The sequence below is a fragment of the Pseudomonas sp. URMO17WK12:I6 genome (genome assembly GCF_003253625.1).
In the GTDB taxonomy this organism is placed as follows: domain Bacteria; phylum Pseudomonadota; class Gammaproteobacteria; order Pseudomonadales; family Pseudomonadaceae; genus Aquipseudomonas.
In genome coordinates, this window is sequence record NZ_QKYZ01000005.1 from 204,262 (window position 1) to 227,014 (window position 22,753).

Annotated in this window: 17 protein-coding genes and 1 pseudogene; 3 read left to right on the forward strand and 15 right to left on the reverse strand. The window is 60.8% G+C overall.

The features are described 5' to 3' along the window. Nucleotides 1-14: 14 nt before the first annotated feature. The 9 genes from F475_RS11410 to hutC all read right to left on the reverse strand — a co-directional run bounded on the left by F475_RS11410 (nt 15) and on the right by hutC (nt 11,140). On the reverse strand, nt 15-1,424 hold the full coding sequence (locus F475_RS11410) for an amino acid permease (protein WP_018929178.1): 1,410 nt from the start codon (nt 1,422-1,424) through the stop codon (nt 15-17). 82 nt (nt 1,425-1,506) lie between these two features. Beyond that, nucleotides 1,507-3,045 carry a histidine ammonia-lyase gene (gene hutH, locus F475_RS11415; protein ID WP_018929179.1) on the reverse strand — a complete coding sequence of 513 codons (1,539 nt, stop codon included), beginning with the start codon at nt 3,043-3,045 and terminating at the stop codon, nt 1,507-1,509. Nucleotides 3,046-3,158: 113 nt separating this feature from the next. Further along, nucleotides 3,159-4,682: a histidine ammonia-lyase gene (hutH, locus tag F475_RS11420; protein ID WP_064615898.1), complete on the reverse strand. Its 1,524-nt coding sequence runs from the start codon at nt 4,680-4,682 to the stop codon at nt 3,159-3,161. A gap of 144 nt (nt 4,683-4,826) precedes the next feature. Next, on the reverse strand, nt 4,827-5,657 hold the full coding sequence (locus F475_RS11425; RefSeq protein ID WP_018929181.1) for a glycine betaine/L-proline ABC transporter ATP-binding protein: 831 nt from the start codon (nt 5,655-5,657) through the stop codon (nt 4,827-4,829). Further along, nucleotides 5,654-6,505 (reverse strand): proline/glycine betaine ABC transporter permease, encoded by an 852-nt coding sequence (locus F475_RS11430; protein ID WP_018929182.1) that lies wholly within the window; start codon nt 6,503-6,505, stop codon nt 5,654-5,656. The genes F475_RS11425 and F475_RS11430 overlap by 4 nt, the downstream gene beginning before the upstream one ends. A gap of 70 nt (nt 6,506-6,575) precedes the next feature. Then, the gene (locus tag F475_RS11435) at nt 6,576-7,544 is read right to left on the reverse strand and encodes an ABC transporter substrate-binding protein (protein ID WP_018929183.1); all 969 of its coding nucleotides are present in this window, start codon (nt 7,542-7,544) and stop codon (nt 6,576-6,578) included. A gap of 170 nt (nt 7,545-7,714) precedes the next feature. Continuing rightward, a complete protein-coding gene (hutU, locus tag F475_RS11440; protein ID WP_018929184.1) occupies nt 7,715-9,397 on the reverse strand; it encodes a urocanate hydratase in 1,683 nt (560 codons plus the stop codon). Nucleotides 9,398-9,847: 450 nt separating this feature from the next. After that, nucleotides 9,848-10,417, reverse strand: a complete 570-nt coding sequence (locus F475_RS11445) for a HutD family protein (RefSeq protein ID WP_111453931.1) — start codon at nt 10,415-10,417, stop codon at nt 9,848-9,850. A 12-nt stretch (nt 10,418-10,429) separates the two neighbouring features. Further along, nucleotides 10,430-11,140 carry a histidine utilization repressor gene (gene hutC / locus F475_RS11450; RefSeq protein ID WP_161793960.1) on the reverse strand — a complete coding sequence of 237 codons (711 nt, stop codon included), beginning with the start codon at nt 11,138-11,140 and terminating at the stop codon, nt 10,430-10,432. Nucleotides 11,141-11,286: 146 nt separating this feature from the next. Between hutC and F475_RS11455 the strand changes: the two genes are divergently transcribed. Further along, nucleotides 11,287-12,651 (forward strand): formimidoylglutamate deiminase, encoded by a 1,365-nt coding sequence (locus F475_RS11455; RefSeq protein ID WP_111453932.1) that lies wholly within the window; start codon nt 11,287-11,289, stop codon nt 12,649-12,651. Between the two features lie 60 nt (nt 12,652-12,711). Here the strand turns inward: F475_RS11455 and F475_RS11460 are convergent, their stop codons facing one another. Beyond that, nucleotides 12,712-13,281, reverse strand: coding sequence for a lipocalin family protein (locus F475_RS11460; protein WP_064615892.1), 570 nt, complete (start codon nt 13,279-13,281; stop codon nt 12,712-12,714). 33 nt (nt 13,282-13,314) lie between these two features. Next, on the reverse strand, nt 13,315-13,569 hold the full coding sequence (bamE, locus tag F475_RS11465; RefSeq protein WP_018929189.1) for an outer membrane protein assembly factor BamE: 255 nt from the start codon (nt 13,567-13,569) through the stop codon (nt 13,315-13,317). 296 nt (nt 13,570-13,865) lie between these two features. Between bamE and F475_RS31055 the strand changes: the two are divergent. Both F475_RS31055 and F475_RS31060 read left to right on the forward strand, forming a co-directional pair. Then, nucleotides 13,866-14,888, forward strand: a pseudogene (locus F475_RS31055) (cache domain-containing protein); the annotation flags it as partial. A gap of 93 nt (nt 14,889-14,981) precedes the next feature. After that, the gene (locus F475_RS31060; protein ID WP_370695245.1) at nt 14,982-15,746 is read left to right on the forward strand and encodes a methyl-accepting chemotaxis protein; all 765 of its coding nucleotides are present in this window, start codon (nt 14,982-14,984) and stop codon (nt 15,744-15,746) included. Nucleotides 15,747-15,808: 62 nt separating this feature from the next. On the opposite strand, the gene F475_RS11475 is transcribed toward F475_RS31060, so the two are convergent. From F475_RS11475 to F475_RS11490, 4 genes are all read right to left on the reverse strand, one after another. Beyond that, the gene (locus F475_RS11475; protein ID WP_018929191.1) at nt 15,809-16,411 is read right to left on the reverse strand and encodes a DUF924 family protein; all 603 of its coding nucleotides are present in this window, start codon (nt 16,409-16,411) and stop codon (nt 15,809-15,811) included. A 3-nt stretch (nt 16,412-16,414) separates the two neighbouring features. Next, complete coding sequence (locus F475_RS11480; RefSeq protein WP_007933966.1) at nt 16,415-17,425, reverse strand: class 1 fructose-bisphosphatase; 1,011 nt, start codon at nt 17,423-17,425, stop codon at nt 16,415-16,417. Nucleotides 17,426-17,669: 244 nt separating this feature from the next. Beyond that, nucleotides 17,670-19,037, reverse strand: coding sequence for a DUF3999 domain-containing protein (locus F475_RS11485; protein ID WP_018929192.1), 1,368 nt, complete (start codon nt 19,035-19,037; stop codon nt 17,670-17,672). Further along, nucleotides 19,034-22,621 (reverse strand): DUF2339 domain-containing protein, encoded by a 3,588-nt coding sequence (locus tag F475_RS11490; RefSeq protein WP_026286652.1) that lies wholly within the window; start codon nt 22,619-22,621, stop codon nt 19,034-19,036. The genes F475_RS11485 and F475_RS11490 overlap by 4 nt, the downstream gene beginning before the upstream one ends. Nucleotides 22,622-22,753: the final 132 nt, after the last annotated feature.

Sequence of the window (22,753 nt, forward strand, 5' to 3'; positions counted from 1 at the left end):
TGGCCTCCGTTAGGTTATCGATGAGAAAAAATGGGTTCCTGTTCCACCGGTACCGCCTTGCCTGCCGCCGGTTTGACCCACGTCAGGTAGGCCAGCACCAGCAACACAATCCAGACCACGCCGACGATCAACGCCGCCTGGGTATCCGGGAAATAACCCAGCACGCCGAAGATGAACAGCATGAAGGCAATCGCCGCCATCGGCGCATAGGGCCAGAACGGCACCGGGAATTTCAATTGTGCGACCTGCTCGGCACTCATGGAGCGACGCATGGCCACCTGGGTGAACAGAATCATCAGCCAGACCCACACCGTGGCAAAGGTCGCGATGGAGGCGATCAGCAGAAACACGTTTTCCGGGATCAGGTAGTTCAGCAACACACCCAGCAGCAGCGCGCAGCTCATCACCATCACCGTCAGCCACGGCACGCCATTGCGCGACAAGCGAGCGAAGCCTTTCGGTGCGTGCCCTTGCTGAGCCAGGCCATACATCATGCGGCCCGCGCCGAAGATGTCACTGTTGATGGCCGACACCGCCGCCGAGATCACCACGATGTTGAGGATGGTCGCCGCCGAGCTGATCCCCAGGTTGTCGAAAATCTGCACGAACGGGCTGCCTTGGCTGCCGATCTGCTGCCACGGGAAGATCGACATCAGCACCAGCATCGTCAGCACGTAGAACAGCAGGATTCGCAACGGTACGGCATTGATCGCGCGAGGCAGCACATGCTGCGGGTCTTTGGCTTCACCGGCGGTAACGCCGATGATTTCAATACCGCCAAAGGCAAACATCACCACCGCAAACGAGGCGATCAAGCCGCCCACGCCATTGGGCATGAAGCCGCCCTGGGTCCAGAGGTTGCTGATATCGGTCGCCTGGGCACCGGGCGCATTGCTGATGCCGAACAGCATGATGCCGAAACCACCGAGGATCATCGCGACGATGGCCGCGACCTTGAGCAGCGACAACCAGAACTCCATTTCGCCGAAGACTTTGACGTTGCACAGGTTCAAGCCGCCGACCACCGAAACGATGCCCAGCACCCAGATCCAGCGGGAGACTTCCGGAAACCAGAACCCCATGTAAATGCCGAATGCGGTCACGTCGGCCATACCGACGATGACCATTTCAAATGCGTAGGTCCAACCGAGGATAAAGCCCGCCATTGGCCCCAGATAGGTGCTGGCGTACTGGCCGAAAGAACCGGCCACCGGGTTATGCACCGCCATTTCGCCAAGGGCGCGCATGACCATGAACACCGCCGCGCCACCGATCAGGTAAGCGAGCAGGACCGCGGGGCCGGCCATTTGAATGGCCGAGGCAGAACCGTAAAACAGCCCGGTGCCGATCGCCGACCCCAGTGCCATGAAGCGAATATGTCGGGCAGAGAGCCCGCGTTTCAAACCTTTTGCTGGCTGTTGCATCTCTCGTCCTTAATTATTCTTATTCGACGCTAAATGATCGTTCCCACGCTCCGCGTGGGAACGATCATCAGGGAAGGAGCTATTACAGGCTAGGCAACAACTTCGCCGTCACCAGGCCATTCAGGCAACGCGTCGCCAACAACTCACTGGCCGCATTGATGTCCGGCGCAAAGAAGCGGTCCTTCTCGTAGAACGGCACTTCAGCACGCAGGATCGCGCGGGCTTTTTCCAGTTTTGGCGAGGTTTTCAGACCGTCGCGCAGATCCAGACCCTGGGCCGCCGCCAACCATTCCACCGCGAGAATCCCGCGAGTGTTCTCGGCCATTTCCCACAGACGCTTGCCGGCAGCCGGCGCCATGGACACGTGGTCTTCCTGGTTGGCGGAAGTCGGCAGGCTGTCCACCGAATGCGGATGGGACAGCGCCTTGTTCTCGCTGGCCAGTGCCGCAGCCGTTACTTGAGCGATCATGAAGCCGGAGTTCACGCCGCCATTGGCCACCAGGAACGGCGGCAGTTGCGACATGTGCTTGTCCATCATCAGCGAGATGCGGCGTTCACTCAGGGAGCCGATTTCGGCGATGGCCAGGGCCATATTGTCGGCAGCCATGGCCACCGGCTCGGCATGGAAGTTACCGCCGGAGATCACGTCGCCTTCAGCGGCGAACACCAATGGGTTGTCCGATACGGCGTTGGCTTCGATGGCAAGCACTTCGGCGGCCTGACGGAACTGGGTCAGGCAGGCGCCCATGACTTGCGGCTGGCAGCGCAGGGAGTACGGATCCTGGACCTTTTCGCAGTTCTGGTGCGAGTCGGACACTTCACTGCGCTCACCCAGCAGATCGCGGTAAGCGGCAGCGGCGTCGATCTGGCCTTTCTGGCCGCGAGCGGCATGAATACGTGCGTCGAATGGCGAGCGCGAACCCAATACCGCTTCGACCGTCAGGCCACCAAGAGCCAGGGCGCCGGCGAACAGATCTTCGCCTTCGAACAGGCCACGCAGGGCGTAGGCGGTGGACACCTGAGTGCCGTTGAGCAGCGCCAGGCCTTCTTTCGCTGCCAGGGTCAGCGGTGTCAGACCGGCGACTTTCAGCGCTTCGGTGGCGGGCAGCCATTCGCCTTTGTAGCGCGCCTTGCCTTCACCCAGCAGTACCAGCGACATGTGCGCCAACGGCGCCAAATCGCCGGATGCACCAACCGAACCTTTCAGAGGAATATGCGGGTAAACCTCGGCATTGATCAGCGCGATCAGTGCGTCGATCACCTGACGACGAATGCCGGAGAAACCACGGCTCAGGCTGTTGACCTTGAGCACCATGACCAGTCGCACCAGGGCGTCGCTGATCGGCTCGCCGACACCGGCGGCATGGGACAGCACCAGCGAGCGCTGGAGGTTTTCCAGGTCTTCGCTGGCGATGCGGGTCGAGGCCAGCAGGCCGAAACCGGTGTTGATGCCATACGCGGTGCGGTTCTCGGCGAGGATCTGTTCCACGCAGGCAACGCTGGCTTCGATTTGCGCCGAAGCGCTTTCGTCGAGAGTGATTTTGACCGGTTGCTGATACACATCACGCAGTTGGGCAAGGCTCAGTTGGCCGGGAATCAAATTAAGCGCAGTCACATTCATTCTCCTTTTGAGAGCATTTTTATTAACTAACCAGACGCTCCGGAGATATCCGTTGTCCGTCGCTTCCCGCCTTTTGGAGGGGCCGCGCCTTGGCACGCTGGTGGTTGTGGAAATCAGTTGAGGTTCGGTACAGCCTTGTGCAGCAAAATCGGGTCTTTCAAAACAGCAGCGGCGCTGGCGATGTCTGGCGCCAGCCAGCGGTCCTGGTCGTAGGCCGGAATACGTTCGCGCAGCAGGCGCCACGCGGCATCGGTGCCGGCGCCGAAGCGTTGTTCTTTCAGGAATTCAAAAGCCTGAGCCGCCAACAGGTACTCGATGGCGAGGATCTGCGTGCAGTTTTCCAACGCGCGATGCAGCTTCAGCGCGGCGTTGGTGCCCATGCTCAGGTGGTCTTCCTGCAAGCCCGAAGTGACGTAGTTATCGAGCACCGCCGGCTGCGCCAACTGGCGGTTTTCCGCACACAGCGACGCCGCGACGTATTGCACGATCATCATCCCGGAGTTCACGCCCGGGTTGGCCACCAGAAAGGCTGGCAAACCGCTGACGTGCGGGTTGACCAAGCGGTCCAGGCGACGCTCGGCAATGGAGCCGATCTCAGCCATCGCGATCGCCAGCAAGTCAGCCGCCAAAGCGACTGATTGGCCGTGCGGATTGGCCTGGGACATGACGCGGAAATTGTCCGGCGTGCCCAGCAGCAACGGGTTGTCGGTCGCGGAGTTGAGCTCGGTTTCGATCTGTTTTCTGGCGTGTTCCAGCTGATCGCGGGCAGCGCCATGCACTTGCGGAATCGAGCGGATGCTCAGTGCATCCTGAGTGCGAATACCTTTGCTGTTGGCGATCACTTCACTGCCGTCGAGCAACGCCCGCAGATTGATACCCACCTGTTGCATGCCCGGATGCGGTTTGAGCGCAATGATCTCAGCATCGAACGCGGCAATCTGACCACGCTGGGCTTCGAAGCTCATGGCGCCGATCACATCGGCCCACTGCACCAGGTTCGTTGCATCGGCCAGGGCCAGGCAGCTGAGGCCGGTCATGCACGGTGTGCCGTTGACCAGGCACAAACCATCTTTGGCACCCAGTTGAACCGGTTGCAGCCCTTCTTCGGCCAAGGCTTGTTGTGCAGAAACGATTTGCCCGCGATAGCTGACATTGCCGACGCCCAGCAGCGCGATACCGATGTGGGCCATGTGGGTCAGATAACCGACCGACCCCTGGGACGGCACCTGCGGAGTGATGCCGCGATTGAGCAGCGCCAGCAATGCTTCGACCACCCGGCGGTGAATGCCGGATTTGCCATGGCTGTAGTTGTGGATCGCGGCGCAGAGGATCGCGCGAGTCTGCTCGTCGGACAGCGGAGCACCGACGCCGCAGGCATGGCTGAGCAAGGTGTTGCGCGACAGCTGGCTGAGTTGTTCATCCTTGAGCGAGACGTTGCACAAGGCGCCCAGGCCGGTGTTGACGCCATAGGCGCGCTCGCCGCTGGCGACGATGCGCTGGACGATCGCCTGGGCATTCTCGATCCGCGCCCAGGTTTGGGCCGACAGCTCAAGCTGCGCACCGTGGCGGGCGACCGCGACCACATCCTGCCAACGCAACGGGGCATCGGCGATAACGATTTTTTCAGCCTGGGACATCTAGAGCCTCATACAAAATTCATGGACGTATGACACCTGTGGCGAGGGAGCTTGCTCCCGTTCGACCGCGCAGCGGTCGCAGATTTTCAGGGCCGCTTCGCAACCCAGCGGGAGCAAGCTCCCTCGCCACAAAAACGATCAACCTCAAACCACTGCAGCCCGCCGCTGTACGAACCGGTCCACATACTCATCCGCCGGCGAATGCAGGATCTCTCGTGGCGTGCCGACCTGAATCAGCCGGCCATCCTTGAGAATCGCGATGCGATTGCCGATGCGCACGGCCTCGTCGAGGTCGTGGGTGATGAAGACGATGGTCTTGTGCAGGGTCTTTTGCAGTTCCAGCAACTGGTCCTGCATTTCGGCGCGGATCAGCGGGTCGAGGGCGCTGAAAGCTTCGTCCATCAGGATGATGTCGGTGTCCGCCGCCAAGGCGCGAGCCAGGCCCACACGCTGGCGCATACCGCCGGAAAGCTGATGCGGGTATTTGTTTTCGTAGCCCTTCAGGCCCACGGTGTTGATCCAGTGCAGCGCGCGCTCGGCGCACATCTGCTTGCTCTCGCCACGCACTTTCAGGCCGTAGGCGACGTTATCCAGCACGCTTTTGTGCGGCAGCAGGCCGAAGCTCTGGAACACCATGCTGATCTTGTGCCGGCGAAATTCGCGCAGGGCTTCCATGTCGTATTGCAGGATGTCCACGCCGTCCACCAGGATCGCGCCGCTGGTCGGGTCGATCAGGCGGTTGAAGTGACGCACCAGGGTCGACTTGCCGGAACCCGACAGGCCCATGATCACGAAGATCTCGCCGGTGCCGATGCTCAGCGACAGGTCATTCACGCCAACCACGCAACCGGTTTCGGCCAGTACCTGGTCTTTGGTTTTGCCCTGGCTAATCATGGCCAGCGCATCCTTGGAACGGTTGCCGAAAATCTTGAAGACGTTTTTGACTTCGATCTTGCTGATGGCTGCGTTGCTCATTTGCTCACCTCATGCCGTGCACGACCGTACGCCTGTGTAATGCGGTCGATCACCACTGCCAGAATCACGATCGCCAGACCGGCCTCAAGACCACGTCCGACGTTGAGGGTCTGAATCCCCACCAATACGTCTTCACCCAAGCCACGGGCACCGATCATCGAGGCGATCACCACCATCGACAGGGCCATCATGGTGGTCTGGTTGATCCCGGCCATGATGCTTGGCAGGGCCAGCGGCAGTTGCACGCCGAACAGTTGCTGCCAGCGGTTGGCACCGAAGGCGTTGATCGCTTCCATCACTTCACCGTCAACCTGGCGAATACCCAGATCGGTCAGGCGGATCAGCGGCGGCGCAGCGTAAATAACGGTAGCGAAAATCGCCGGGACCTTGCCCAGGCCGAACAGCATCAGCACCGGGATCAGGTACACGAAGCTCGGCATGGTTTGCATGATGTCCAGCAACGGCATCAACACCGAACGCAGGCGATTGCTGCGCGCAGAAAGAATGCCCAACGGAATGCCGATCAGCACCGAGATGACCGTCGCCACCATCATCAGCGCCAGGGTCTGCATCAGCTTGTCCCAGAGACCGACCGCGCCCACCAGGAACAGCAGGCCGACGATGACCGCCGTGGTCACGACTTTGCGGGTCGCGTGCCAGGCCACGCCCGCCACGATCGCCAGCATCAGCCACCAGGGCGCCGCACGCAGCAGCCCTTCAAGATTGACGATGGCCCACAGCAGGGTGTCGGAGATGCTGCGGAACACGTCGCCGTAGTTGGTGACCAGCGTATCGACCCAACCGTTGACCCAGTCGGCGATGGAAAAGGTAAAGCTTTCGGGAAACATAAGAGACTCTCAATCAAGGGGTTGCGATCAAGCATCCGACTGCCGTTGCCGACAGTCGGAGAGGCTCAACCTACAAGGCCGCGTCGATTTTCTTGGCTGCGTCTTCGCTCACCCACGCGTGCCAGACTTCAGGATGTTCCTTCAAGAAGATCTTGGCCAGTTTTGGCGACTCGATCCGCTCTTTGGCCATACGCCCCAGGTTCTGATTCAACAGGTCGATCGGCAGGTTGACCTTTTCCAGCACGGTCACCAGTTCCGGGGCCTGCTCGTGGAAAGTCTTGGAGAGGCCGACCTTGATGGTCACGCGCTTGTCGACACCCGGTTTTTCTTCCAGTTTGACCACGTCGATCTGGCCCATCAGCGGGGTTGGCGACCAGTAGTAGAAAAGGATCGGCTCGCCACGCTTGTAGCTCGACAGCACCGCCGCATCCAGCGCCGGGCCGGTGCCTGGACGGAAGTTGGTGTAGCTGTTTTCCAGGCCGTAGCTTTTCAGCATTTCGCTGTTATCCAGCTCGCAGGTCCAGCCGGCCGGGCAGTTGTAGAAACGCCCTTTGGATGGCTCTTCGGCGTCCTTGAATACTGCGGAATATTTAGCCAGGTCGGCAATGTTTTTCAGGTCCGGCGCCTTGGCTTCCAGTTTGCGCTTGGCGTCGCCTTCGATCACGTAGCGCGGCACGTACCAGCCTTCGACGGCACCCACCACCGGAGCGCCGACACCGACGACCTTGCCGGCCTTCTCGGCCTTGTTCCAGACTTCGCTGCGGCCGACCCACTCTTCGGCGAACACTTGGATGTCGTTGCTGCTCAGGGCGTTTTCCATGGTGATGGAGTTGCCCGGCAGGCTGTCGGTCTTGCAGTCGTAGCCTTTCTCCAACACGACTTGCAGCACGTCGGTCAGCAGCATGGCGCTTTCCCAGTTCAGGCCGGCGAATTTCACCGGTTTACCCGATTCGCACCAGCCAGCCGCCTGGGTAGCACCGGCACTGGCCAGCAGGCCCATGGAAAGCAAAGTGGTCAGCAGGGTCTTGTTCGATTTCATTGTGTGACGCTCCTAATCATGAGTTGGCTTACGGCAGTCAAGAGGCATCCAGCCCTGTCCACGTCCAATCAGGCCTGCGCTACGCGCGACCCGCCCCGCTTATTGTTGGGTCTGCAACATCGTGATCTCTGCAGGAGCTGCCGCGACAGCTCCTGCAGTGGTCTTTTCTCTTATTTGCCGGTGATCATCGGCAGGTTCAGCCCCTGTTCCTTGGCGCAGTCGATCGCGATCTGGTAACCCGCATCGGCGTGACGCATGACACCGGTGGCCGGGTCGTTGTGCAGCACGCGAGCGATACGCTCGGCCGCTTCGTCAGTACCGTCGCAGACAATCACCATGCCCGAGTGCTGGGAGAAGCCCATGCCGACGCCGCCGCCGTGGTGCAGGGAAACCCAGGTCGCGCCGCTCGCGGTGTTCAGCAGAGCGTTGAGCAGTGGCCAGTCGGACACGGCGTCGGAACCGTCCTGCATCGATTCGGTTTCGCGGTTCGGGCTGGATACGGAACCGGAGTCCAGGTGGTCGCGACCGATCACGATTGGCGCGGACAATTCACCGCTACGGACCATTTCGTTGAACGCCAGACCGAGCTTGGCGCGCAGGCCCAGGCCAACCCAGCAGATACGTGCCGGCAGACCCTGGAAGCTGATGCGCTCGCGAGCCATGTCCAGCCAGTTGTGCAGGTGGGCGTCGTCCGGGATCAGTTCTTTGACTTTAGCGTCGGTCTTGTAGATGTCCTGCGGGTCGCCCGACAGCGCAGCCCAACGGAACGGGCCGATGCCACGGCAGAACAGTGGACGGATGTAAGCCGGTACGAAACCCGGGAAGTCGAATGCGTTTTCCACGCCTTCTTCTTGCGCCATCTGACGGATGTTGTTGCCGTAGTCGAACGTCGGCACGCCCATTTTCTGGAAGTCCAACATCGCTTTAACGTGCACGGCCATCGATTGCTTGGCGGCCTTGACCACGGCAGCAGGTTCGGTCTTGGCGCGAGCGCGGTATTCGTCCCAGGTCCAGCCGGCCGGCAGGTAGCCGTTGAGCGGGTCGTGGGCGCTGGTCTGGTCGGTGACCATGTCCGGGCGCACGCCACGACGGACCAGTTCCGGGAGGATTTCCGCAGCGTTGCCCAGCAGGGCGATGGAGATCGCCTTGCCTTCGGCGGTGTATTTGGCGATACGGGCCAGGGCGTCGTCGAGGTCTTTGGCTTGCTCGTCGACGTAACGGCTTTTCAGACGGAAATCGATACTCACTTGTTGGCATTCGATGTTCAGCGAGCAAGCGCCGGCCAGGGTTGCAGCCAGAGGTTGAGCGCCGCCCATGCCGCCGAGGCCTGCGGTCAGGACCCAACGACCTTTCAGATCATCGTTGTAATGCTGGCGACCGGCTTCGACGAAGGTTTCGTAGGTGCCTTGAACGATGCCCTGGCTGCCGATGTAGATCCAGCTGCCGGCGGTCATCTGGCCGTACATGGCCAGGCCTTTGGCGTCGAGTTCGTTGAAGTGCTCCCAGTTCGCCCAGTGGGGTACCAGGTTGGAGTTGGCAATCAGAACGCGTGGTGCGTTGCTGTGGGTCTTGAACACGCCGACCGGCTTGCCGGATTGCACCAGCAGGGTCTCGTCGTCGTTCAGGTTGGTCAGGCTTTCGACGATCTTGTCGTAGCATTCCCAGTTACGTGCCGCACGACCGATACCACCGTAAACCACCAGTTCTTTAGGGTTCTCGGCGACTTCCGGGTCGAGGTTGTTCATCAGCATGCGCAGCGGCGCTTCAGTCAGCCAGCTCTTGGCGGTCAGCTTGTTACCGCGGGCAGCACGGATTTCAACGTCACGAAACTTAGTAGGTTTATTCTCAGTCACGAAAAGAACTCCTCAGCAATCAATCCAAACCAACCCAGGTAGTGGGCGAGCAAGCCGATGGGCATCAGTGCACATCAGCGAATCAGTGGACGATGGTTGAGTCTTCGTGACTCATACACATACGTCTTTACTTGTACATACAAGCATATGCAATCAAGCGGCCAACTTGTTGAATGAGCATCCAAGAAAATTTCTTACAGGGCTGGAAAGCGCCTGGATCAAGGGTTCTGGCGTAAGTGAAATTTTTCGCGGGGATTTATTCGGGGACGTGCCGGTTGTTACTTGAGCATGGTTTTGCGCCACACTGGGGCGTTCGGTAACAAATTGGTGCGCGATGGGGAACGGATTTGCGAGGACGAAAAGCATCGCGGGCAAGCCTCGCGCCCACAAGATTGTCATCGACCTTGTGGGCGCGAGGCTTGCCCGCGATAGAGGCGACTCGATATTGGATCAGCGTGCAGTCAGCTCAATGACACAGCACGAACCATTGAGGGCGACGTCCTGCAGACCGACGTTACCGTCCAGTTGCAGGCAATCATGGCGACCGAGTTGCGATGCTTTGTTACCGACCTTCACTTCCAGCGCTTCACTGACACTGAACACCAGCAGAGTCCCGGCTTCACTAAAAAACCGCTGCTTGCCTTCCAGCCACTGCAACCGCGCACTGTAACGATCCGCTGCATAAATCAGGTTGAAGTCGCGAATCGGCCCACCGAGCAATGCGCAGGACACGTGACTCTCGCCATTGAAAGCAAACGGGTCGAGCGGTAACAACGCCCGCGTGTCCTGGCCATCGACGCGCAAGGTCATGCCCTCGCCTTGCAGTACGGTGATCACCCGCTCATAACCGGCAAAGGTGGAAAAACCGCCCGACTCGCCGATGTCGGCAATCGACAGGCGCCAACCAAAACCATCAAGACCTATCCCCGTATCACGGGTGATTTCTTCAGTGCTGCCGCCGCCGTTCTTCCACGGCATGCGCGGGTAATCGGCCGCGCGTAATACCTTCAACTGACTCATTTATGGCTCTTTTTATTTGTGGAACCGTCCTTCCAGACGATGACGGGAACCGGGGTGGATCAAGCGGGCGGCGGTCACCGGCTGACGGCCGGACCAGGTGCGGCGACGAATCAGCAGGCACGGTTCGCCCTTTTCAATCTGTAGCAGCTTGCATTCGGATGGCTCGGCAAGAATCGCTTCGACCACATGCTCGCCCTCGGTCAACGGCGCGACCTGATTCAGATAGGCGTAAGGCGTTTGCAGGGTGAAGTCTTGCTTGAGGTAGTCCGGCGCCACCAGCGCGTTGACGAAACGGTCTTCGATTTGCACCGGGATATCGTTTTCGAAATGCACGATCAGCGAGTGGAACACCTTCTGGCCTTCGCGCATGTCCAGGGCCAGGGCCCGCTCGGAACCGGCGGCCTCTTCTTCGAGGGTGATCACCTTGCACGTGTGACGATGACCACGGGAGGCGATCTCGTCGGCGATGTTGTGCACTTCAAACAGCGCAGACTGACTTTTCGGCTCGGCGACGAACGTTCCGACGCCTTGCATACGCACCAACAGGCCGTCGGCAGTCATCTCGCGCAGGGCGCGGTTGATGGTCATGCGGCTGAAACCCAGCTGGTTGACCAGTTCGCTTTCCGACGGAACGCGGTAGTGCGGCGGCCAGTTTCCACTGTCGATTTGCTGGGTGATCATCTGTTTTACGCGGGCGTACAAGGGCGCCGGACTGTCGCCCATGTTCGCGGCCAACGGGGAGACTGGAGGCGGAGTCGGCACGGTTAATCCTTGTTCATTTGGTAGAGGTTGCTAGCTTGCCGGAGTTTACCGAGCAGGCAAACGTCTGTATATGTATATACAAATAACACACGATGGGGTGCTGAACCATGTCCGCCTTCTTTGCCGAACGCGCGCTGCTGCCTAGTGGATGGGCCAACAATGTACGTCTTGAAGTCAACGCCGATGGCGTGCTGACCCAAATCCAGGCCGATTCCCACGCAGATGGCGCCGAACGGTTGAGCGGTCCGCTGCTGCCGGGAATGCCGAATTTACACTCCCACGCCTTCCAGCGGGCCATGGCCGGCCTGGCGGAAGTGGCGGGTAATCCGAATGACAGTTTCTGGACCTGGCGCGATCTGATGTATCGGCTCGTCGGAAAAATCAGCCCGGACCAACTCGGCATTATCGCCCGACAGCTGTACATCGAAATGCTCAAGGCCGGCTACACATCGGTCGCTGAATTTCATTACGTCCATCACGACAATAATGGCCAGCCGTATGCGGACCCGGCCGAACTGGCACTGCGCATCAGCCAGGCGGCCAGCTCTGCCGGTATCGGTTTGACCTTGCTGCCGGTGCTCTACAGCCATTCCGGTTTCGGCGGCCAGACCCCGAACGAAGGCCAACGCCGCTTTATCAACAGCACCGAAAACTACCTGAAGCTTCAGTCACGTTTGCAGCCGATTCTGGCGCAGCAACCGGCGCAGTCGCTCGGCCTGTGTTTCCACTCGTTGCGCGCGGTCACACCGCAGCAGATCAGCGAAGTGCTGGCGGCCAGCGACAAGCAGTGCCCGGTGCACATTCACATCGCCGAGCAGCAGAAGGAAGTCGACGACTGCCTTAGCTGGAGCGGTCGCCGTCCACTGCAATGGCTGTACGAAAACACCGAAGTCGATCAACGCTGGTGCCTGGTCCACGCCACCCACGCCAACCCGGAAGAAGTTACGCTCATGGCCAAGAGCCGCGCCATCGCCGGCCTGTGCCTGACCACTGAAGCCAACCTCGGCGACGGGATTTTCCCGGCGGTGGCCTTCCTGGCGCAGGGCGGGCGCATGGGTATCGGTTCCGACAGCCATGTATCGTTGAGCGTGGTGGAAGAATTGCGCTGGCTGGAATACGGCCAGCGTCTGCGCGATCAGCGGCGTAATCGGTTGTATGGCGCGAATCAGCCGATGGTCGGCCGCACGCTGTACGACGCCGCGCTGGATGGCGGCGCCCAGGCGTTGGGGCAGCCAATCGGCGCCCTGGAAGTCGGCAAGCGCGCGGATTGGTTGGTGCTGGACGGCAACGATCCGTACCTGGCGACGGCCAGTGGCGACGGGATTCTCAATCGTTGGCTATTTGCCGGTGGCGATCGCCAGGTGCGGGATGTGCTGGTCAATGGCCAGTGGGTCGTGCGCGATGGGCGGCACGCCGACGAGGAAGAGAGTAACCGGGCATTCACTCAAGTCCTGCGCGATCTCTTGGGCTGACGCAAAAAAACTGTGGGAGCGAGCCTGCTCGCTCCCACAGTTTTTGCTTTTCGGTGACCGTTAGTTCGAGGTCTTGGCCATCTTGGCATCCGACGTACGCCAGATCAGTCGCGTCGTGTCATAGCCCTGCTGACGCGCCCTGCTCAGCAGTTCTTCACGCACTACGCCATTGACCGTCGGGGTCCGTGACAGCAGCCAGAGATGATGGCGGCTCGGGTCGCCGACAATCGCGGTCTTGTAGTCATCGCTGACGTACAACACCCAGTATTCTCCCTTCGACACACCGGGTATCAATCGCGAGAACCAGGTGTCGAATTCAACCCACAGCTTGTCGGCCTTGCCGACTTCCTGTGGATAAGCCCTGCCCTTGGCCTCTTCCCATTGCCATTGCGAAGTCAGGCAGCGGTTCAGCACCGCCATCTCACCGTCAGGCTTGAGGCTGTAATGGGCTTCGGATTGCGCACAGTTACGCTGGAAATACACCGGCAGACGCGCCAATTCGTACCAGGTTCCCTGGTAACGCTTGAGGTTGACACTATTGACGGTCTTGGGCGCCAACGGATCTACGCCAGAAGAGGCGCAGCCGGCCAATACCAGGCCGGCAAAAAGAACGATCAGGAACCGCTTCATTATTTTTTTCTCCCGTGGGCGAAAAGCCCCGGTTTACTTCAGGCCTTGGCCCGAAAACATCAGCACTTTGTCACCGGCATACTGCACGCTGATAAAGCTGTTTTTGTCGCCCCAGGTGCAGCTGGACATGCCGAGTGCGCCCGAGCAATCGGTGGGTTTGCCCAGCAAGGTTTCAACCTGGGCCTTGGGCATGCCGGTCGACAGCTTCGAATAATTTTCCTGATTGATCTTGCTGCACGCGGCCAACAGCACGCAGAACGAGAGCAAGGCGATAGAACGCAGCGACATGGTGTAACTCCTGGAGCGGAAGAGAGGTGGCATGTTGCCAACCAGAAGCTTAGAAGAGAAAACCCTAATCTGGTTCCCCGACCGTCCGCCTATTTATTAGGCCACTCGTCAGCCTTTTACCGATAAATCAGCCCCTTTCTCAGGTCACTGGGTATTTCGTCGGTTTTCGTCAATACCCGCCTAATCTTTAGCGCTGGCCAGTCGACATAAAAGCAGCGCCAAGCCCTCGACTATGGCAAATTGACGCCCCTTTGCTGACCAGCCACTGCGCGGTAGATCATTTAATGACCAGAAACATGAAATTCAGCCACAAGATCTTGTTGGCAGCCGCTCTCGTGGTGGCCGTTGCATTCGCCTGTTTCATCCTGTTCAACGATTACCGCCAGCGTCAAACCCTGCGCAGCAGTACCGAGTCCTCGATGCAGGAACTCGGCAGCCTGACCACCAGCAACATCCAGACCTGGCTGGAAAGCCGCATCCAATTGCTGCAATCGCTGTCCCAGCAGATCGCCGTGGACGGCAGCGCCCCGGCCAATCTCAAACGCGCCATCGACTTGCCGGCCTATACCAGCAACTTCCAGCTGAGCTACTTCGGCGGCACCGATGGCGTGATGTTCTCGATCCCGGCCGGCAACCGCGCCGCGGACTACGACCCTCGCGCTCGTGGCTGGTACAAGGCAGCCAACAACGCGCAACAGACCATCGTCACCGAACCCTACATCGCGGCGTCGTCGGGCAAACTGGTGATCACCGTGGCCACGCCGGTGAAGTACCAGAGCCAGATGATTGGCGTCGCCGGCGCGGATATCGACCTGTCCAGCGTCAGCGCGATCATCAACTCGCTGAACTTCGGCGGTCATGGCCATGCGTTCATTGTCAGCGCCGACGGCAAGATTCTGATCCACCCGGACAGCAAACTGGTGCTCAAGAACCTGGCCGACGCCTACCCCAACGGCGCGCCGAAAGTCAGCCCGGGCCTGAAAGAAGTCGAACTGGACGGTAAAACCCAGTTCATCTCCTTCACCCACGTTAACGGTGTGCCGTCGGCGGACTGGTACGTGGCGCTGGTGCTGGATCAGGAAACCGCGTTCTCGATGCTCAGCGAATTCCGCACCTCGGCGATCATCGCCATGGTCATCGCCGTGGTGATCATCATCGCGCTGCTGAGCATGTTGATCCGCGTGCTGATGCAGCCGCTGCTGATCATGGGCCGCGCCATGCATGACATCGCCGAGGGCGAAGGCGACCTGACCAAACGCCTGACCATTCACGGCCAGGACGAATTCGGTGCACTGGGCACCTCGTTCAACCGTTTCGTCGAGCGTATCCACACCTCGATCCGCGAAGTATCTTCGGCCACCGGCCAGGTCAACGAAGTTGCCCTGCGCGTAGTGGCGGCCTCGAACTCGTCAATGTTCAACTCCGATCAACAGGCCTCGCGCACCAGCAGCGTCGCGGCAGCGATCAACCAGCTCGGTGCCGCCGCCCAGGAAATCGCCCAAAACGCCGCCCTCGCCTCGCAACACTCGAGCGACGCACGCAGCCTGGCCGAAGAGGGTCAGCAGGTAGTGGATAAAACCATCGCCGCGATGCACCAGCTTTCGGCAAAAATCAGCGATTCGTGCGGCAACATCGAAACCCTGAACAGCAACACAGTGAACATCGGACAGATTCTGGAAGTGATCACCAGCATCTCGCAACAGACCAACCTGCTGGCCCTCAACGCGGCCATCGAAGCTGCCCGTGCCGGTGAAGCCGGCCGTGGTTTTGCCGTGGTGGCCGACGAAGTACGCAACCTCGCCCACCGCACTCAGGATTCGGCGCAGCAAGTGCAGAAGATGATCGAGGAGCTGCAAGTTGGGGCCCGGGAAGCGGTCAGCACCATGACCGACAGCCAGCGCCAGAGCGAAAGCAGCGTCGGCATCGCCAACCAGGCTGGCGAACGCCTGGGCAGCGTGACGCAGCGCATCGGTGAAATCGACGGGATGAACCAGTCGGTGGCTACCGCGACTGAAGAACAGACCGCCGTGGTGGAATCGATCAACGTCGACATCACCGAGATCAACACGCTGAACCAGGAAGGCGTGGAGAACTTGCAGTCGACTTTGCGTGCGTGTGCCGATCTTGAGCAGCAAGCGGCGCGGTTGAAGCAGTTGGTGGGTAGTTTCCGGATCTAAGGCGCTCTCACCGGCCGCATCGCGGGCTTGCCCGCGATGCCGGCATCAGCAACAACGAAAAGCTAGAAGCGCGATCCTGGCCCCGAAAGAAACTCCAGCTCCTCAGCCGTAGACTCACGCCCCAACACCGCATTGCGATGGGGAAACCGCCCAAATCGCGCAATGATCTTCTGATGCCGTTCGGCGTAATCCAGGTTGCTGGCAAACACCGCCCGATCCGCCTCGGGTTGCTGTTCAACCAGATCGAGAAACCGCGAAACCGCTTCGTTCTGCACCGCCAGGTTTTCGCAGTGTTCGAACACCAGATAGATAAAAACCCGCTGGATCGGTCGCAGTTGCCGATCGAAATCCGCGGCAATGCCTTGCGCCACCAGTGCCTGGGCCCTGACGTCGCCGGAAAAGGATTTGGGTGTGTCGCGAAAGATCATTCGCGGCAATTGATCGAGCAACAGCACCAGGGCCAGCCAACCTTCGGGGCGTTGCGCCCATTCGGTCAATCCGCCGGCCAGTGCCTGCTCGACCAGATCCCCGAAACGCATCCGCGCTTCGAGGTCCTGACTGTCACGCTTGCCGAACCATAACTTGCCCTTGTCAGCCGCTATTTCGTTGGGTGATTCGAAAGATCCAAACCACCATTCGAGTAACGGCTGCCAGGGCGCGGTCATGTTTTATTCCTTGTGGTAAGCCGTGACGCGGGCAACTTCTTCTTTCGAACCGAGGAACACCGCAACACGCTGGTGCAGGCCTTCCGGCTGGATGTCGAGGATGCGCTGGTGGCCGTCAGTGGATGCGCCACCCGCTTGCTCCACCAGGAACGACATCGGGTTGGCTTCGTACATCAGGCGCAGTTTGCCCGGCTTCGACGGCTCGCGGCTGTCGCGTGGGTACATGAACAGACCGCCGCGGGTCAGGATGCGGTGCACGTCGGCCACCATCGCGGCGACCCAACGCATGTTGTAGTTCTTCTTCAGCGGGCCTTCATCGCCAGCCAGCAATTCGTCGACGTAACGTTGTACCGGCGCTTCCCAGTGACGCTTGTTGGACGCGTTGATCGCGAATTCCTGCGTGGACTCCGGAATCGTGATGTCTTCATGGGTCAGTACGAAGCTGCCCATTTCACGATCCAGGGTGAAGCCTTTGACGCCATTGCCCAGGGTCAGCACCAGCATGGTCTGTGGACCGTAAATCGCGTAACCGGCGGCAACCTGCTGAGTGCCTGGCTGCAGGAAGGCCTTTTCGTTCAAAGGCTCGTTCTGGGTCAGGTATTCGTTCGGGCAACGCAGCACCGAGAAGATCGTACCGACCGGCGCGTTGATGTCGATGTTCGACGAACCGTCCAGCGGGTCGAACACCAGCAGGTACGCGCCTTTCGGGTATTTGCCCGGGATCTGGTAGGCATTGTCCATTTCTTCGGATGCCATGCCGGCTAGGTGACCGCCCCATTCGTTGGCTTCGAGCAGGATGTCGTTGGACATCACATCAAGCTTCTTCTGCACTTCACCTTGGACGTTTTCAGTGCCCATGCTGCCCAGGACACCACCCAGGGCGCCTTTGGAAACGGCGTGGCTGATTTCCTTACAGGCACGCGCCACCACTTCGATCAGGAAACGCAGATCGGCAGGAGTGTTGTTGCTGCGGGTCTGCTCAATCAAATAGCGACTCAGGGTAACGCGGGACATGGACGGCTCCGGAGGAATGGGGGGCTAAAAACCCGCGCAGTTTAACGCGAGTCGGGGCGCATTTCCTCCTATCAGACGTGATACACCCAATAGAGTTCATGCGCGGGGTTGAGCGTAGTTCGAAATGGGCCGCGATTGGGCGCCAGTTTCGATATTTTTGGTGGCAGGAAGGACGTCTTCGCGGGCAAGCCTCGCCCCTGCAGGAGCGGCTTGCCCGCGATCTGGCGCGCAGCGCCAGCCATCCTCAGGATTTAGCAGCAGGTTTGCGCAGCAAACTGAACGCCATCCCTCCCAGAAACAGCACACTGAGCAGCAACACCGCCCACAACCCGATCTTTTTCCAGTTCGTGCCCAGCACAGTTGGTGCTGTCGCCGCCGGGGTCACCACGGCCCCGCCGTCCACCGTCGCCTTGCCCAGCGTCGCCAGCTTCGCCGCGCTGTAATCGGGAATCAGCGTCGACAATGGCAAGCTTGCAGCCTTCACCGTCGCACTTCCCAGCGCCAGCGTATAAGGCCCGGCACCGCGCGCCAGGAACACCAATTGCGTGGAGCGCACGGCATACCGCACGGTGGGTGCTTCGGCACCCAGGCCACCGCCGCGTTCATCCACCGTCAGTTTCAATTGCTGCACGGTCTGGCCCGACAACTGCAATTCGTTCTGCACCACATCCTGGCCATTCTGGGTCAGGCGATAGAGCAAACCGTTGGTCAGCGGTTGCCACGGCAGGCTGGTCTCCCGGCGCCCCGACAACGTTACCGGTGCCAGGCTGTTGGGCTGATTCAGCTCGACCTGCAAGCGCTGGACGTTCAACCCCATCGGCAATTGCCAGATGTACTCACCGGCCTTCACGCTGCTGCCGGCCAAGGGTTGCGACCAGACCAACGGCAGCGGCAAGGTGCGAGGGTTGGTGCTTTCCAGCTGCGCCGAGGTCAGCACTGGCGCCGACTGAGGCGAATTCCAAAGCAAACGCAGATAGCGCGCCGATTGCCCCGGCAGGCCGACTTCATGTTGCTCGACCCGTTCGTCGGCAAACGTCAGACGCGCCACCTGCCCTTCACCCCACGACTGCCAATGCTGCAAATCGTTGCTGGCCTCGATGCTGAAACGCTGGAAGCCGTCGCGTTCACTGGTCCAGTCGAGGATTAATTGCTGCAACGGCGCCTTGATGCCGCTGGCATCGAGTAACCAGCCGCGCAGCTCTTCTTCGCCCGCCTCCAACTGGCTGGACGGCTGCACTTCGATCAACGTGCCGTTGGTGTTCGATTGCACCCGTACGCTCGGCGTGCGCTCGCTGGCATCCGCCGAGTTGTACAACGGGAACCACTTTACGTCGGTCAGCGTGCGGTTTTCGTGGGTCTGAGCAGGCTCTCGGGCCAGAGCGTACGCCTGAGGCTCACCGGCGGCGTTGAACACACGCACATCGCTGAGATCGGTTTGCCGCGCGTTCAGTTGCACGCCCAAGGGCAATTCCAGGCGATACCACGGGCCCTCGCCGCTCACAGACAATGGCACCTGCGTGGCGAAATCCGCAGGTTTTTCCTGCGCGCCAGCCGACAGTGTCACCCCCAGCACAACAGCAGCCCACCAGCCCAGGTTCAGCTTCTGACTCAAGATGACACTCCTTCGGTTTCAGGGGCCGGTTTTTCAGCACCCGGCACGGCTTCGGCACGCTTGGGTGGCAGCGGGGCGAAATAGCCCACCACCAACAGCAACACGCCAACGCCGATAAACGACACGATCCGCGCCAGCCCGCCGCGGTTACTCAATTCAACGAAGAACAGCTTGGCAACCACCAGCGCGATCAGCCCTGCGCCGATCAGCCAGACTTCACGGCGGTGACGCAGATGCCCACCGATCATCAGACTCAGGGCCATCAGCGTCCAAACGATGGACAGGCCGGCCTGCACGAGCATCGATTCAAGCAGCAGATCCAGCGCGAACGGCACGCCACCCCAGTGGTGGGCCGCGCGCATCACCAGCGCGGTAAAGAAGGCGAACAGTGAAACACCGGCAATCACCTGCGTGGCGTTATCGGTGTAATCCTTGCGGATCGCCAGTTGCGTGACTGCGTTGCGGGACCAGACATAAACGCCGAACAGGGCGAACAACAGGCCCAGCTCCAGCGGGTTGATCAGTGGCACATAGGGCAACGGCTCGGCGGTGCCGTCGCTGGCCATGTTCGCCAGCCAGAACCAGCCGAGCATCAACAACGCCAACGGCGCGGCGGCATAGACCCGGTACTCGCGGGGATAAGCCGACACTGGCCATGGCCACGCGCGCGGTGCGGCCATCAGCACCAGATACAGGCTCGGCAGAATCGCCCAGCCCAACCAGCGCCAGGCGTTGTACTGCTCCGACAACAGCAGCAAGCCATAACGCAGCTCCAGGGCCAACACGCCGATCAACAGCCAGCAACCGAGTACATGGGCGGTGCTCTGGGCCTTTTCGGGCAGCATCGACGCCAGACGCTGCAACGAGATGAAATGCACGACGAACACCGCGGCCCAAACCAGCCAGCCGAAGTTGGCGGCCGGGTGATAACGCGAATGCCAGGCCGCGAGCAACACCAGACCGGCGGCGGGAATCAGCAAGGTGCAGAGCAAACCCAGCGACGACCACTTCAGGCGCAGCGCCAGCACCGCCCACAGCGCCACACTCACCGCCGCGACCGCCAGCAACAACGTCGCTTGCAGGTTCACAGGCGCAAAACGCAGCACTTCGCTGATCCACGCCAGTGCCCACCAACCCGTGCCCCACACCAGCAACACTTCGGACAAGCGCTGCAGGCTCAACACATCGAAAGCCGAAGCATGGTTGCCTAGCTGCAAACGCCAGGCCCCGACAAATGCCGCCAGTCCCAGCACCAGCGGTGTCCAGAACCCGCTATGCGCCAACGGTCGCAACCCTTCGCTGAGCAGCGGCCCGAGCAGGTCTGGCCCGGCGAACAGGAACGCTACGCCGCCGATCACCTGCAACAGCAGACCAAAGACAAAACTCACACGCTGCTTCAGGTACAGACTCAGCCAGATGATGAACAAACCACTGGCCGCCCACACCGCACTCGCGGTTTGCCACGGCAACACGAACAGCACAGCCAGGTTGATCAGCACCAGACCGGCCAATAGCACCACCGACAAGCCACGCAACAAACGCACGTCACTGCGCACCATTTCGTCCCGGGCCGCCAACAACATGCCGGCGATCAGTGCCAGCCCGATCAAGGATGCGCTGAGCAAACCGCTCCAGCCGGCGCTGAATACCGCAGCCGAGTCTCCGCTCGCCCCTCGCAGCCGCACCAGGAACAACGCACCGCCAAGCAGTTGCACGGCGAACGCACTGAACAGGAACGCCCGCGATTGCAGGCGCAGGCCGACGAACAGCGTCGCCAACCCGGCCAGCGCCCAACTGATCGCCGTGCCGTGAGTGAAGAAAAACAGCGGCGCCAGCAGATAGAGGAACGTCAGGCCCAGGCAGGCCAGCACCGGCAAGCCCTGGCGCTCCCACGGCAACGCCTGTTCAGGCAACGCTTTGCGTAATTGGTAGAAGCTGAACAGCAGCGCCACGCCGAGCATCAACGCCCCCAGCGGCGCACCATCGAGCAGGCTGCTCTCGCCGCTGCGCAATTCGCTGATAAAGGCCAACGCCGAGCCCAATTGCAGCAGCAAGGCAAAGGCCCGCGCCAGCGGCCGTCGTTGACGCAGGCCGAGCCAGAAAATCCCCGCCCCTTCCACCGCCCAGGCTGCGGCAGTCCAACGCGCATCAAGTCCCAGAGGAATCGCCAGACTGGCGAAGATCACCCCCAGCGCCAGACAGGTTTCGGCCAACAACAGTGCTCGCCCCCCCATCAGCAACCGGGCCAGCCCCATGTAAATCATGCCCAGGGCCAAGGCGCTGAAGGCCGCGGCAAATTCAAAGTGCTCCACCAGCGCGAACTGCAGACCGAAGCCCACCAACGGTGGCGCGAACAGCATCATGCCGTCGACGTAATCACCCTTGTGCGCCGACCAGCGCAGCAGCGCTTCACGGCTGTCGTCCTCGGGCGCGTCGCGCATTTCCAGCAACTTGCGCCGGGTGAACAACAAACCGATGGCCAGGTACATCAGGAAGAACAGAATCAGGAACGGCTCGGTACTCCACAGCAGCTCCGGTCTATAGGAGCGCAGGCCCCAGGCAAAGCCGATGCCGAAGGTGCCGACAAACCCGATCAGGTTGAGCAGCCGCCAGGCCTTGAACCACGCGATGGCGAGGATGCCAGCGTTGAGCAGGGCGAAATAGCTGAACAGCGCGACGTGATTGCCGGCGCCGGTGGAGGTCAGGATCGGCGCGGCGAAACCGCCCAACGCGGCAGCGGCGGCCAGGCCCAACGCATTTTGGGTAATGGCGAGAATCGCCGAGAACACCGTCACCACCACCAACAGGCCCAATGCTGCCTTTGGATCAAGCAACGGATGCAGACGCATCGCGGCAAATACCGTCAGGTACAACACCGCGATCCCGGTGCCTTGCAGCATCAGCGCGTAGTTGCTGTTGCGCAGTCTCAGCCACCAGCCCAGGGCGAGCAGGCCCAAGGCCGCCGCCGCGACACCGGCGTAGCGCAACTCGATCGGCACCACCATGCCTTCGGTGGCATAACGCAACAGGAAAGCCAGGCCGAGGAACAACAGCACCACGCCGACCCGCAATACGGTATTGCCGCCGAACAGCCAATTGCGTGCGCCGCTGATGGCGCGCTCGATGAAGTTCGGGCCGCGCGGCTCGGCCGGTTGCTGCGGTTCGCGGGCGACCGGCTCGGGCTGCCAGACATCGGCGGGCAACGGACGACTGGTTTCGGCAGCGGCTACGGTGATGGGTTCGAATTCGGGGGGTAGCTCCCAGACCAGCTCCGTGGGTGCGACAGGGGCTTGCTCAAGAATGATTTCAGGCGACTCAGCGGGTTCGCTGACAACCGGTTCGCCTGGTTCAGGTGCCTTGGCACCCGACACTTCCAGCAACGCCAGTCGCTGCTCGACCGCATTCAGCGCAACCTGAGCCTGATCGAGTAAACGTCGCTGCTCGGCCGTTTGAGTGCTCAAGCGGCCGATACGCATGGCCTGGCCGAGACCCAGCCCGAGCAAAGCGCCCAACAGCGCCTCGCTGAACGACTCGTCAAGAATCCAGCCCAGCAGCAGCCCAATCAGCATTAACATCCATTGCATGGTCGATATCCCTAAGCGGCCCCGTGGCGGGGCTGATCCGTGCGATACAGCCTCTGGCTCAGTCTAGTGAGCAGACACCCGGAGTCCAGTGTGGGAGCGGCGGTGCGCCGCCCCCACACTGGGGTCAAGTTG